Source organism: Campylobacter sp. BCW_4338, from assembly GCF_001763255.1.
GTDB classification, from domain to species: domain Bacteria; phylum Campylobacterota; class Campylobacteria; order Campylobacterales; family Campylobacteraceae; genus Campylobacter_D; species Campylobacter_D jejuni.
In genome coordinates this window covers 60,664-74,178 of sequence record NZ_MJYJ01000014.1, presented here as the reverse complement: position 1 = coordinate 74,178, position 13,515 = coordinate 60,664, and the positions used below count along the sequence as shown (strand labels likewise).

Here is a 13,515-nt window from a genome sequence, read left to right as displayed (position 1 = left end):
AATTTAAAATAGTTTTTAATAGAATTAGAACTTGAAATATTTTATTTTAAGGTAAGAAAATTGCAAAATTTTATAGAACAGATTCAAAAATGTGAGAATTTAAATGATTTGGAAGCCATTAGGATTTCCGTTCTTGGAAAAAAAGGTATTTTAACAGAAGGCTTTACAAAGCTTAAAGAGTTAGAAGATGAGGCGAAAAAAGAATTTGCTGCTAAACTAAATACACAAAAAGAAATATTTAATGAGGCTTATTTAGCTAAATTTAAAGATTTGGAAAATCTTGCTTTAGAAGAAAGAATGAAACAAGATGCTTTAAATTTTAACTATTTTGATGAAAGTATTACAACAGGTGCCTTGCATCCTGTTATGAGTACCATGGATAAAATCATAGAGTATTTTATAGCTTTGAATTTTAGCATAGAAAAAGGGCCTTTAATAGAAGATGACTTTCATAATTTTGAAGCGTTGAATTTACCTAAATCTCACCCTGCAAGAGATATGCAAGATACCTTTTATTTTGATGATAAAAGGCTTTTAAGAACACAAACTTCGCCAGTGCAAATACGGACAATGCTTGCACAAAAACCTCCTATTAGGATGATAGCCCCTGGTGCTGTATTTAGAAGAGATTTTGATATTACGCATACTCCTATGTTTCATCAAGTTGAAGTCCTTGTAGTGGAAGAAGGGCAAAAGGTTAGCTTTGCAAATTTAAAAAGTGTATTGGAAGATTTTTTGCGTTATATGTTTGGAGATGTGAAAGTTCGTTTTCGTCCAAGTTTTTTTCCATTTACAGAACCTTCTGCTGAAGTTGATATTTCTTGTGTATTTTGCAAAGGAAAGGGTTGTAGAGTTTGCAAACATACAGGTTGGCTCGAAGTTTTAGGATGTGGAATAGTTGATCCTAATGTTTATAATTTTGTTGGTTATGAAAATGTAAGTGGCTATGCTTTTGGATTAGGAGTAGAACGTTTTGCAATGCTTTTGCATCAAATTCCAGATTTAAGATCCTTATTTGAAGGTGATTTAAGATTATTGGAGCAGTTTAGATGATAATTACTAAAAGTTGGTTGAATGATTGGTTAGAACTTGAAGAAATAAGTTCAGATAAAATAGCTAAAACTTTAAACTCTATAGGTATAGAAGTTGATAGAGTTGGCGCTTTAAAGGCTCCAGATAAAGTTGTTGTAGGCTATGTTAAGGAAAAAATTAAACATGAAAATTCAGATAAATTAAGCATTTGTCAAGTTGATATCGGAAGTGAAACCTTGCAAATTGTCTGCGGTGCTGCGAATGTTGATGCAGGACATTTTGTAGCTGTTGCAACTAAAGGTGCTATCATGCCAAACGGTATGGAAATAAAAGAAGCAAAATTACGAGGAGTGGATTCTTGTGGTATGCTTTGTTCTAGTTTAGAACTGGGTTTTGAAAAAATCAATGAAGGAATTATGCTTTTAGATGAGAGTATAGGGAAATTAGAACTTGGGAGAGCTTTAAATACTTATGAAATTTTTAATGATGAGCTAATAGAAGTAGAACTTACTCCTAATAGGGGTGATTGTTTAAGTATTTATGGCATTGCTCGTGATTTGGCTACAGCTTTAAATTTAAATTTAAAAGAACCAAAACCATTCAAAGAAAGTGAAAATGTTTTAGGTATTGGTAGAATTTTGCGCTTAGCAGCTGAGAAAGAACTTAACGGACTTTATAATTATCGAGCCATAGAGCTAAAAGAAGAAATTCAAACAAATTTATTGCTTAGTTTAAGACTTGCTCAAATTGAAAGTTTGGGAAAAAATTCCATAGAAAATTTATTAAATTATGCAACGCATTCAACTGGTGTTCTTTTTAATGCTTATGATTTAAGTAGTTTTTCTGAAAAAGATGAAGAATTTACCATCAATTTAAGCAAGCAAATGCATGGAGAAACAAAAGTATCTTACAAAGATAAACTTTTAAGCTTTAGCGGAATTTTCCAAAATAATGAAAGTAGATGCAAAGATGATTCTAAAATAATTATTATTGAGGCTAATTATACCGATCCATTGGTGATTGCAGATGCTAAAATATATCATAAAGATCAAGATGAAAAAATACTTTATAGAAGTTTTAGGGGAAGTGAGCCTAAATTAAATTTAGGAATGGATTTTTTACTTAGTATTTTTGAGCAGATTCCAAATCTTGTTATTTATAGTTCTTCTCAACAAATTTTAACCGACAAAGAATTACCAATCATACCAATAAGTATTGAAAGTATTGGCGATATAATAGGGCAAAATGTTGATAAAGATGAAGTATTAAAAATATTGAAAAAATTAGGTTTTGAACTTATACTTTCAGGCGAAGGGCTTATAAATGTTAAAGCACCTTTACATCGTCCTGATATTAAAAATTTATCAGATATTTGCGAAGAAGTTGTAAGAATTATAGGTATTGATAATATTGCTTCCAAGGGTTTAGAATTTGTAGAAAAAAATCGTTTAAATTCTGCATATAAAAATTATATTGAGTTTTTAAATTTAAGGAAAAGAGCAGTAGCTAGTGGTTATTTTGAAAGCTTACATTATGTTTTAGACAATGAAGAAGAACTTAAAAGATTGGGTTTTGACTCTGTTAAATTAAAACTAATCAATCCAATTACAGCAGAACTTAATACTTTAAGAACAACCCTTTTAAATCATTTATTGAATGCAGCAAGTTTAAATGCAAAAAATTCTAAAAAAATTATTAAACTTTTTGAACTAGGGGTTGTTTTCAATGTCAATAATCAAGAATTAAATCGTATCGCATTTATCCATTCTGGCTTAAAAGAAGAAGCTAAAATTTCCAACAAGGCAAAACCTGAATCGGTGCAATTTTATGATTTTCTTTTAGACATTAAAAATATTATAGGCGATTTTAAACTAAAATCATCAAAATATAATATTTTAAGCCCTTATGAACAAGCAGATATTTATCTATCAGATATTAAAGTAGGTTTTATAGGCCGTTTGCATTTAAAAATAGAAAATGAGAGAGATTTGCCAAAAACATATATTTGCGAACTTGATTTAGATTTAATTAAGCAAGATTTTAAAATAGCTAAGCCTTATTCCAAATTCCCAGCTATCACCAGAGATCTTAGCGTGTTAATACCTAAAGGTTTTGAATACAATCAGATTAAAAATTGTATCGAAGAATTAAATTTAGAAATACTTGAAAATTTTCGTTTAGTTGATATTTATAGCGATGAAAACCTTAAAGAATTTTATAGCATTACCATAAGTTTTTCTTTTAGGGATATAAATAAAACTTTAGAAGATAATCAAGTAAATGAATGCATGGATAAAATTTTAAATACTCTTAAAAATTTGGGTCTTGGTTTAAGATGAAAATTTACAAATTGCAAACCCCTGTAAATGCTACACTTGAAAATATAGCAGCAGATAAAAGCATATCTCATCGTTTTGCTATATTTTCGCTTTTAACACAAGAAGAAAATAAGGCTCAAAATTATCTCTTAGCTCAAGATACTTTAAACACTCTTGAAATTATAAAAAATCTTGGAGCTAAAATTGAACAAAAAGATTCTTGCGTCAAAATTATACCCCCTAAAGAAATTTTATCTCCAAATTGTATTTTAGACTGTGGAAATTCAGGAACCGCTATGCGTTTGATGATAGGATTTTTAGCAGGAATTTCTGGTTTTTTTATTTTGAGTGGAGATAAGTATTTAAACAATCGTCCTATGAGAAGGATAAGCAAACCACTTACTCAAATAGGCGCTAGAATTTATGGAAGAAATGAGGCAAATTTAGCTCCACTTTGTATAGAAGGTCAAAAATTAAAAGCTTTTAACTATAAAAGCGAAATTTCTTCAGCTCAAGTTAAAACAGCTATGATTTTATCTGCTTTTAGAGCTGATAATATATGCACTTTTAGTGAAATTTCTCTTAGTCGAAATCATAGTGAAAACATGCTAAAGGCTATGAAAGCTCCAATAAGGGTTAGTAATGATGGCTTAAGTCTTGAAATAAGTCCTTTAAAAAAACCTTTAAAAGCTCAAAATATAATCATTCCTAATGATCCTTCTTCGGCTTTTTATTTTGTTTTAGCAGCTATTATTTTGCCTAAATCTCAAATTATTTTAAAAAATATTTTACTTAATCCTACTCGTATAGAGGCGTATAAAATTTTGCAAAAAATGGGCGCCAAACTTGAAATGACAATAACTCAAAATGATTTTGAAACTATTGGTGAGATCAGGGTGGAGTCTAGCAAGCTTAATGGCATAGAAGTTAAAGATAATATCGCTTGGTTGATAGATGAAGCGCCTGCTTTGGCTATAGCTTTTGCTTTGGCTAAGGGTAAATCTAGTTTAATAAATGCTAAAGAATTGCGCGTTAAAGAAAGCGATAGGATTGCTGTGATGGTTGAAAATCTAAAGCTTTGTGGTGTTGAAGCTAGAGAACTTGATGATGGTTTTGAAATAGAAGGTGGATGCGAACTAAAATCTTCAAAAATTAAAAGCTATGGGGATCACCGTATTGCTATGAGTTTTGCTATTTTAGGTTTGCTTTGTGGAGTTGAGATTGATGATAGTGATTGTATAAAAACTTCTTTTCCAAATTTTATAGAGATTTTATCAAATTTAGGAGCTAGGATTGATTATTGAATTAGCAAAAAACTATGGTTTTTGTTTTGGTGTTAAAAGAGCTATTAAAAAAGCAGAACAAATAAAAGATGCCGCAACTATAGGTCCTCTTATTCATAATAACGAAGAAATTTCTCGTTTACAAAAAAATTTTAATGTCAAAACTTTGGAAAATATAAAAGCTTTAAGCAATGAAAAAAAGGCTATTATAAGAACTCATGGTATTACAAAGCAAGATTTAGAAGAATTGAGAAAAAAAGATATAGAAATTTTTGATGCCACTTGTCCTTTTGTTACAAAGCCACAACAAATTTGCGAGCAAATGAGCAAGGAGGGTTATGAAGTTGTTATTTTTGGAGATGAAAATCATCCCGAAGTTAAAGGAGTAAAAAGTTATGTAAGCACAAAAGCTTATGTAGTTTTGGATAAAAAAGAGCTTCAACATATAAAACTTCCTAATAAAATAGCTGTAGTAAGCCAAACAACTAAGAAGCCTGAACATTTTATGGAGATAGTAAATTTTTTAATACTTAAAACCAAAGAAGTAAGAGTTTTTAATACTATATGTGATGCAACCTTTAAAAATCAAGATGCCATTAAAGAACTCTCGCTTAAAAGTGATGTTATGGTTGTTGTAGGGGGTAAAAACTCAGCCAATACAAAACAACTTTTTTTGATTGCAAAAACCAATTGTGAAGATAGTTATCTAATTGAAACCGAAGAAGAGTTAAAAAAAGAATGGTTTTTAGATAAAAAACATTGTGGTATTAGTGCAGGTGCTAGTACTCCTGATTGGATCATACAAAAAGTTATCGCCAAAATAGAAAATTTTAAAATTAATTAAAAAATGTTTTCAATATAGAATAAAAAAGTCAAAAATTTAAAAAAAATTAACAAAAATAAAAAAACTTAACACTAATTAAAGAAAAATAAGGTAAAATCAATCAATTTCTAAAAATTATTTTAAAGGACCATAATGAGCGAGGTGAACAAAAAAGTTCAAGGCATTGTAGACGATTATCTTGAGGAAGAAGATTTTGGACAGCTTTTAGAGGCTTTTGATAAATCAAGAGAAGAGGCTACAACAGAGGGTGTGATTGTAGAGATCAAAAATGATGAAGTTTATGTAGATATAGGTAAAAAATCTGAAGGTATTTTAGCTCTTAGCGAAATACAAGATGACAATTCTAAGTTATTATTTAATGTAGGCGATAGTATTAAAGTTTCTGTTATGGGTTCTCGTGGTGGCAGATCTTTACTTTCTCATAAAAAAGCTTTGAGAAAAGAAAAAGTTATTGAATTTATTAAAAACTATCAAGAAAATCAAGATGATATTTTTACCGTAAAAGTAGTTGGAAAAAATAAAGGCGGATTGATAGTTGTTGATGAAAATGATGTTGAATTTTTCTTGCCAAAATCTCAATATGGCTTCAAAGAAACAAATAACATTATAGGCAAAACGTTTAAAGTTAAAATTATTAAAATCGACAAAGATGAGCAAAGTATCATTGTTTCTCGTAAAAAAACTTTAGATGAGGAGAGAAGAAAACGCAAAGAATTGATCAATAATGTAGCACAACAAGAAGATTTAATTGAAGGTATTGTGAAAAAAATTACCACTTATGGTATGTTTGTAGATGTAGGAGGTGTTGATGGCCTTGTTCATTACAGCGAAATTTCTTACAAAGGACCTGTAAATCCTGGAACACTTTATAAAGAGGGCGATAAAGTTCCAGTTAAAGTAATAAAGTATGATAAAGAACGCAAACATTTATCCTTATCTATAAAAGCGGCTTTACCTGATCCATGGAGCGAGATAAAAGATACTCTTGATGTAGGTGATACCATTAAAGTAATAGTATCAAATATAGAGCCTTATGGTGCTTTTGTAGATTTAGGAAATGATATAGAAGGATTTTTACATATCAGTGAAATTTCTTGGGATAAAAACATCAAAAATCCAAAAGATTATATCAACAAAGGTCAAGAAATTGATGTTGAAGTAATTGAAATCAATCCGAATGAAAGACGCTTAAGAGTATCTTTAAGAAATTTACTTTCTAGACCTTTTGATGAATTTATGAAATCTTACAAAATTGCAGATGTGGTTGAAGGAGAAATTACCTCGGTAACTTCTTTTGGTGCATTTGTTAAACTTGGCGGTATTGAAGGTTTATTGCATAATGAAGATGCTTCTTGGGATAGAAACGATAAGTGCAAAGATAAATTCTCCCAAGGGGATAAAATCAAAGTAAAAATTATCAAAATAGACGAAGAAAACCAAAAAATATCATTAAGCACAAAAGAATTAAGCAGTTCCCCAGTGCAAGAATATGCCAAAATTCATAAAGTCGGCGATATTGTAAAAGGCGCTATCCGTGATATTAAAGATTTTGGTGTTTTTGTAGAGCTAAGTAAAAATGTTGATGCTTTAATTCATAAAGAAGATATAAGCACTTCTATGCTTGAAAATTTGAAAATTGGCGACGATATTGAAGCTGCTATAGTTTTTATTGATGAAAAGAAAAATAGAATTCGCCTAAGTGTTAAAAATCTTATTAGAATGAAAGAAAGAGAAGTTCTTAATGAAATCAATAATGATGATAAAGTGACTTTAGGTGATATCATTAAAGATCAGCTAACTTAATGAAAAAATACATTACAATAAGCATTTTGAGTATTTTATTACTCATTTTGCTTGCTGTTGTTTTTACATTGCTTTGGCAATTTAAAGCTAATGTAAATTTCATTCCACAATTTGCTAAAGATACAAATACGCAGCCAAGCATTCAAACCCAAAATCAAGATCTTTCATGGCAAGAAGAATTAGCAAAATGGCCTACACGAGATTTTACCCCAGCAGCAGAAAAATTTACCTTATATTTTGATGCGGATACTAGCGAGCTTAAGGAGAAAAATAAATATTATCAACTTATAGTTGGAAAATATGATATTTATTCTATGTTTTGCTTAAGACAGACTTTAAATTCTTTTAATGTGAAGTATTTTCTTCTTAAATCAGGTGATAGTCCAGAAATCTTTTTGGATACAGGTAATGAAAAACTTATAGATGATATTATGAAAGAATTAAAAAAATATAAAATAAATACAGAAGTAAAGGAAATTTGGTTATGAAAAAAAAGATTATAGTATGTGATGCTATTTTGGATAAAGGTATCGATATTCTAAGAAAAGCTGAAGATATTGAGCTTATAGAAGCTGCAAAAGTTCCAAAAGATGAACTTATGCAAATGCTAAGCGATGTTGAAGTTGCTATTACTAGAAGTTCTACAGATGTAGATATAAATTTCTTAAATCATGCCAAAAAATTAAAAGCGCTTGTGCGTGCTGGGGTGGGCGTAGATAATGTTGATATTCCAGAGTGTTCTAAAAGAGGAGTGATTGTGATGAATGTCCCAACTGCAAATACTATTGCCGCAGTTGAACTAACAATGGTACATCTTTTAACATCAGCTAGAAGCTTTGTCAATGCTCATAATTTTTTAAAAATTGAAAGAAAATGGGAAAGAGAAAAATGGTATGGCATTGAATTGATGAACAAAACGCTAGGGGTTATAGGTTTTGGAAATATAGGTTCAAGAGTAGCTATCCGTGCTAAAGCATTTGGTATGAAAATTTTAGCCTACGATCCGTATATTTCTGCTTCTAAGATTACAGATTTAGATATGGAGCAGGCAAAAAATTTGGATGAAATTTTAGAAAAAAGTGATTTTATTACCATTCACACACCAAAAACCAAAGAAACCAATGGTATGATAGGAAAGCAAGAAATTGCAAAAATGAAAGATGGAATAAGATTAATAAATTGTGCTCGCGGAGGATTGTACACAGAAGAGGCTTTATATGAAGGTTTAAAAAGTGGTAAAATAGCATGGCTTGGTATAGATGTATTCAATAAAGAACCTGCGACTAATCATCCTCTTTTAGACTTTGAAAATATTTCAGTTACTTCTCACCTAGGAGCAAATACTTTAGAAAGTCAAGACAATATCGCAAGAGAAGCTTGTGAGCAAGCACTAAGTGCAGCACGAGGCGTGGCTTATCCTAATGCCTTAAATTTGCCAATTAAAACCGAAGATTTACCACCTTTTGTAGCTCCTTATATAGAACTTGTTTCTAAAATGGCTTTTTTAGCTGTTCAAATTGATAAAAATCCTATAAAAAGTATTAAATTAGAGGCTGAAGGAATTATTGGCGAGTATGCAAATTCTATGCTAACCTTTGCAGCTGTTGGTGCTTTGGGTGGAATTTTAGGAGAGAAAATTAATTATGTTAATGCAGAATTTGTTGCCAAAGAAAAAGGAGTTGAATTATCTTGCGAAACTCTTCCAAATAGTGGTTATAATAATAAACTTAGCGTTAAAATTATCACCGAAAATTCAAATATCAGTGTTTCAGGAACAGTGTTTAATGAAAATGAACAACGCATAGTTGGATTAAATGGCTTTAAAACTGATTTTAAGCCAAAAGGGAAAATGATTATTTTTAAAAACAAAGACATACCAGGAGTTATAGCTAAAATCAGCTCCGTTTTGGCAGCTAAAAATATCAATATAGCTGATTTTAGGCTTGGTAGAGATGGTTTTGGGTATGCTTTGGCTGTTGTTTTGATTGATGAAAAAGTTCAGAAAGAAGTATTAGATGAACTAAAACAATTAGAGGCGTGTGTATTTGTCCAATATGTTGAAATTTAAAATTTTAATTATAGAAGATGATATAGATTTAAACGAACTGCTTGTTTTAAAGTTAAAATCTAGTGGTTATGAAGTTATATCTTTAGTGGATTTTTTTGGAGTTGAAGATTTGCTCGATAATGAGCAAATCGATCTTTTAATAGTCGATAGAAATTTGCCCAGTGGAGATTCTTTAGAAAAAATTCAAGATTTAAGAGAGCAAGGATATAAAGAAGCAGTTATTTTTCTTACAGCCAAGGCTTTGCATCAAGATTTGCTCGAAGGCTTTGAAAGTGGTTGTGATGATTATGTTTGTAAACCTTTTGATTTTAATGAGCTTTTGCTTCGCATTAAAGCAATTTTAAAACGCCATAAAAAAGAAGAAGAAAAACTATCTTTTGGTGATTTTATTTTAGATTTGGCTAATTATGAATTCTTTTACAAAAATCAAAAATTAGAAATCTCAAATCTTGACTATGAGCTTTTAAAATATTTTTTTGAAAATCCAAATACCTTGCTTACTAGACAATTTTTAAGCGAAAGCGTTTGGAAAGATGATACTACAAGTGATAAAACAATCAATATAGCTCTAACAAGACTTAGAAATAAATTTCCAAAACTAAAAGATCATATTATAAGCGTTAGAGGTGTTGGCTATAAATTATGCTAAAAACTAAAAATATTTTTATAGTTTTTTTTGTTGTATTGGCTTTGATTTTTGGGTTTATTTTTTGTACTTTTACTAACTCTTATCTTAATTTCTTGCTTATAAAACAATATGAGCAAAAAATCAAAAGCCTTGATGATGTTTTAAAATTTTCTCTCTTAGAACATTTAAATGATGCTAATATCAAGGATTTTGCTAAAGATACTAGGGCTGATTTTATTATCCTAAACAATGATATGAAAATAAGTTCTGTAAAAAATCCTGATTTTTTTTCTAATCTTAAAGAAGGAAAAATTTTAAATTTCGATTCAAAAAAAATTCTCACTAAAAGCTTTATTTACAAAGGATATAAATATATTATTATTGTTTATCCTCGTTTTTTAGATTTAGAACTTTTTTGGACAAAAATGGCAATCGGTTTTGGAGTGTCCTTGCTGTTTGTTTTTATTTTAATGTTGTTGCTAGGTAGAAGAATAGAGAAAAATTTTAATAAAATTTTGGATTTTTTAGATTCTATAGGGGATCATAAAGTTGTTATATTAGAAAAAGGAATGTTTAAAGAATTTAATTTGCTAAATGAGAAGCTTTTAAAAACTAAGGATAAAATTCTAAAGAATACCCAGAAAAATAAAAAACAAAGCGATAAAATCACTTTAAAAAATACTCAGCTTGCTAGTGTGATTTCTGCTATTTCTCATGAGCTTAAAAATCCATTAAGCGTGATTGATCTTAGCTTAGAGATGCTAAAAGATGAGAAATTGGAAGATAAAAAATTAAAAAAGGAATTGCTAGAAAAAATTTCGCGTCAAAGCATTAAGCTTAATGCTTTGACCCATAAGCTTAATTTTGTTTTTAATCTTAATAGTGAAGCCTTGCAGATGCAAGAATTTGATCTTTTTTCTCTGTGTGAAAAAATCACTAAAAACCCAGGCTTTGAAAGAGTTGTATTGCAAGGTAAAAGCACGAAAGTTAAGGCTGATGAATTTTTAATCGAGCAAGTGATTATAAATTTGCTTTCTAATGCTTTAAAATATAGTCAAAAAGAAGTCATTTTAACAGCAAGAGATCAAAAGATAATAGTGCAAGATTTTGGAAAAGGTATAGAAGAAGATAAAATAAAATTGATTACAAAAAAATTTTATAAAATTGATGTAAAAAGTGATAATTCTTTTGGTTTGGGACTTTTTTTAGTAAAGAAAATTTTAAGTATACATAAAAGTTATCTTGAAATTTCTAGCACTTTAGGCTATGGTTCTAGTTTTAGTTTTAAACTCAGTCAAGGATAAAAAATGGCTCTTATAGATTTAATTGAAGCTTCAAAAAAATTTGGAGACAAAATAGTTTTAAATGAAGTAAATTTTAGCGCAAACGAGGGAGAAAAGATTGCCATTATAGGCAAAAATGGAGAAGGAAAATCTACTTTTTTAAAAACGCTTTTAGGCGCACTTCCTTTAGATAGCGGTAGAGTAATAAGACAAAATGGAAAAAGCATAGCCATGCTTTCACAAACCGTTGATTTTAACGCAAATTTAAGTGTAAAAGAAGCCATCAAGCAAGAGCTTGCAGAAATTTACAATGCCTTAGAAGAATATGAAATACTGCATAAAAAATTAGAAGAAGATCCTAGCAATAAAGATCATCTTAAAAAAATAGATACGCTTATGACTTTGATTGATAGTAAAGATGCTTGGAATATAGAATCTAAAATAATACGCGTTTTAAAAGAATTTAGTTTGCTTGAGTATGAAAATCGTATTATATCTACTTTAAGTGGTGGAGAAATACGCCGCGTTGGCCTTTGCATACTTTTACTAAAAAATCCTGATATTTTATTGCTTGATGAGCCAACTAATCATTTAGATGTATATATGACAAGCTTTTTAGAAGAATTGCTAAAAAATTCAAAGATGTGTGTGATTTTTATTTCCCATGATAGATATTTTATTAACGCTATAGCACACAAGTGTATAGAAGTGGAGCAGGGTAAACTTAGTATTTTTAAAGGCGGATATGCAAACTATTTAGAGAAAAAAACACAAATTTTGCAAAGCCTTGCTAAGAGCCATGAAACTCTTTTAAAGCAATTAAAAAGCGAAGAAGAATGGCTTAGAAGAGGGGTTAAGGCAAGACTTAAAAGAAATGAAGGACGAAAAGAACGCATTTTTAAAATGCGTGAAGAAGCGAAAAAAAATCCCGGAGCAATCAAACGCTTAAAACTTGAAATTTCAAGAGCGGCCTTAAATTTTAATGGAGGAAAAACGATCAATCGTAAAAAAATGCTTTTTGAGCTTAAAAATATAAGCAAAAATATAAACAATAAAAATCTTTTTAAAGATTTTTCAACGCGTATTTTACAAGGTGAACGCATAGCTATCGTAGGAAGAAATGGTTGTGGAAAATCGACATTGTTAAAAATTCTTCTAGGGCAAATAAAACAAGATAGCGGTGAAATAAAACGCGGAGAGCTTAAGATAGGATATTTTGATCAAGCTAGAAGCTTGGTAAATTCTGATAAAAGCTTGCTTGAAATTTTTTGTCCCAATGGTGGAGATAGGGTTGAAGTTCGTGGTAAAAATATGCATGTTTATGGATATTTGAAAAATTTTTTATTTCCTAAGGAATTTTTAGATAAAAGTGTGGCTCTTTTAAGTGGTGGAGAGAAAAATCGCGTTGCTTTAGCCTTGCTTTTTACTAAAGAATATGATGTTTTGATTTTAGATGAGCCAACTAATGATCTTGATATAGCTACGATTAATATACTAGAAGAATACTTACTTAGTTTTGAAGGGGCTATTTTGCTAGTATCACACGATAGATATTTTGTTGATAAAATCGCAACAAAACTTTATGCTTTTGAGGGAAATGGATATATAAATATTTTACACACTCTTTATACTGAATATCTTGAAAATGAAAAAGAAATTGAAGAATTGGATAATTTTGCTTTAGAGCTTCAAACCCAAGAGCAAAATAATAACCAAAAAGAAAAAAGCTCTAAAAAATTAAGCTACAAAGAAAATGAGATATTAAAAAACCATCCTGAAAAAATAGATTTTTTAGAGCAAAAGATAGCTAAATTAAATCAAGATTTATCCGATCCAAATGTATATCAAGAAATAGGTATTAACAAGCTTTATCAAGAGCTTGAAGTAATGCAAAAAGAACTTGAAATTCTAGAAAATGAGTATTTTTTAGTATTAGAGAAAAGTGAGAATTTATAATTAATAAAGATTTTATATTTTTTTACTCTATGGAGCGGGAAACGAGATTCGAACTCGCGACCCCAACCTTGGCAAGGTTGTGCTCTACCCCTGAGCTATTCCCGCAAAAAATAAGTGGTGCCCGAGGTCGGACTCGAACCGACACAAGGTTGCCCTTACCAGATTTTGAGTCTGGCGCGTCTACCAGTTTCACCACTCGGGCTCATTTTTAAGATTTAAAGTTGAAATTATACTTTTTTAGACTAAAAAATACTTTAAAAATAAAAAGTATTTTCAAAAAGATTATATAAAATTATGTAA

At 29.8% G+C, this 13,515-nt stretch carries 10 protein-coding genes and 2 tRNA genes; 10 read left to right on the top strand and 2 right to left on the bottom strand.

The features are described 5' to 3' along the window. Positions 1-60 precede the first annotated feature (60 nt). The 10 genes from pheS (at position 61) to abc-f (ending at position 13,215) form a co-directional block, all read left to right on the top strand. The gene (gene pheS / locus AJN69_RS01300) at positions 61-1,053 is read left to right on the top strand and encodes a phenylalanine--tRNA ligase subunit alpha (RefSeq protein WP_070274804.1); all 993 of its coding nucleotides are present in this window, start codon (positions 61-63) and stop codon (positions 1,051-1,053) included. Beyond that, positions 1,050-3,371, top strand: a complete 2,322-nt coding sequence (pheT, locus tag AJN69_RS01295) for a phenylalanine--tRNA ligase subunit beta (protein ID WP_070274805.1) — start codon at positions 1,050-1,052, stop codon at positions 3,369-3,371. Before pheS ends, pheT begins: the two co-directional genes overlap by 4 nt. Next, positions 3,368-4,654: a 3-phosphoshikimate 1-carboxyvinyltransferase gene (gene aroA, locus AJN69_RS01290; protein ID WP_070287797.1), complete on the top strand. Its 1,287-nt coding sequence runs from the start codon at positions 3,368-3,370 to the stop codon at positions 4,652-4,654. The genes pheT and aroA overlap by 4 nt, the downstream gene beginning before the upstream one ends. After that, positions 4,644-5,477, top strand: a complete 834-nt coding sequence (locus tag AJN69_RS01285; protein WP_002861592.1) for a 4-hydroxy-3-methylbut-2-enyl diphosphate reductase — start codon at positions 4,644-4,646, stop codon at positions 5,475-5,477. Before aroA ends, AJN69_RS01285 begins: the two co-directional genes overlap by 11 nt. A 132-nt stretch (positions 5,478-5,609) precedes the next feature. Further along, entirely contained in the window at positions 5,610-7,280 is a 1,671-nt protein-coding gene (locus AJN69_RS01280) for a 30S ribosomal protein S1 (protein ID WP_053872271.1), read from the top strand. Then, positions 7,280-7,768 carry a hypothetical protein gene (locus AJN69_RS01275; RefSeq protein WP_044780501.1) on the top strand — a complete coding sequence of 163 codons (489 nt, stop codon included), beginning with the start codon at positions 7,280-7,282 and terminating at the stop codon, positions 7,766-7,768. Before AJN69_RS01280 ends, AJN69_RS01275 begins: the two co-directional genes overlap by 1 nt. Continuing rightward, a complete protein-coding gene (serA, locus tag AJN69_RS01270; RefSeq protein WP_044780500.1) occupies positions 7,765-9,348 on the top strand; it encodes a phosphoglycerate dehydrogenase in 1,584 nt (527 codons plus the stop codon). Before AJN69_RS01275 ends, serA begins: the two co-directional genes overlap by 4 nt. Next, complete coding sequence (locus AJN69_RS01265) at positions 9,335-9,997, top strand: response regulator transcription factor (RefSeq protein ID WP_004305935.1); 663 nt, start codon at positions 9,335-9,337, stop codon at positions 9,995-9,997. Before serA ends, AJN69_RS01265 begins: the two co-directional genes overlap by 14 nt. Further along, complete coding sequence (locus tag AJN69_RS01260) at positions 9,991-11,280, top strand: sensor histidine kinase KdpD (protein WP_044779238.1); 1,290 nt, start codon at positions 9,991-9,993, stop codon at positions 11,278-11,280. Before AJN69_RS01265 ends, AJN69_RS01260 begins: the two co-directional genes overlap by 7 nt. Before the next feature lie 3 nt (positions 11,281-11,283). Continuing rightward, positions 11,284-13,215: a ribosomal protection-like ABC-F family protein gene (abc-f, locus tag AJN69_RS01255; RefSeq protein ID WP_070274806.1), complete on the top strand. Its 1,932-nt coding sequence runs from the start codon at positions 11,284-11,286 to the stop codon at positions 13,213-13,215. A gap of 30 nt (positions 13,216-13,245) precedes the next feature. On the opposite strand, the gene AJN69_RS01250 is transcribed toward abc-f, so the two are convergent. Together AJN69_RS01250 and AJN69_RS01245 are read right to left on the bottom strand one after the other, a co-directional pair. Next, positions 13,246-13,320 (bottom strand) — tRNA-Gly (locus AJN69_RS01250). Between the two features lie 10 nt (positions 13,321-13,330). Beyond that, a tRNA-Leu gene (locus tag AJN69_RS01245) sits at positions 13,331-13,417 on the bottom strand. Positions 13,418-13,515: the final 98 nt, after the last annotated feature.

Bases quoted from the DNA above. Each gene is read 5' to 3' on its own strand.
- aroA (WP_070287797.1), top strand. From the start codon at position 3,368: ATGAAAATTTACAAATTGCAAACCCCTGTAAATGCTACACTTGAAAAT.
- AJN69_RS01280 (WP_053872271.1), top strand. From the start codon at position 5,610: ATGAGCGAGGTGAACAAAAAAGTTCAAGGCATTGTAGACGATTATCTT.
- abc-f (WP_070274806.1), top strand. From the start codon at position 11,284: ATGGCTCTTATAGATTTAATTGAAGCTTCAAAAAAATTTGGAGACAAA.
- serA (WP_044780500.1), top strand. From the start codon at position 7,765: ATGAAAAAAAAGATTATAGTATGTGATGCTATTTTGGATAAAGGTATC.
- pheT (WP_070274805.1), top strand. From the start codon at position 1,050: ATGATAATTACTAAAAGTTGGTTGAATGATTGGTTAGAACTTGAAGAA.
- AJN69_RS01275 (WP_044780501.1), top strand. From the start codon at position 7,280: ATGAAAAAATACATTACAATAAGCATTTTGAGTATTTTATTACTCATT.
- AJN69_RS01265 (WP_004305935.1), top strand. From the start codon at position 9,335: ATGTTGAAATTTAAAATTTTAATTATAGAAGATGATATAGATTTAAAC.
- AJN69_RS01260 (WP_044779238.1), top strand. From the start codon at position 9,991: ATGCTAAAAACTAAAAATATTTTTATAGTTTTTTTTGTTGTATTGGCT.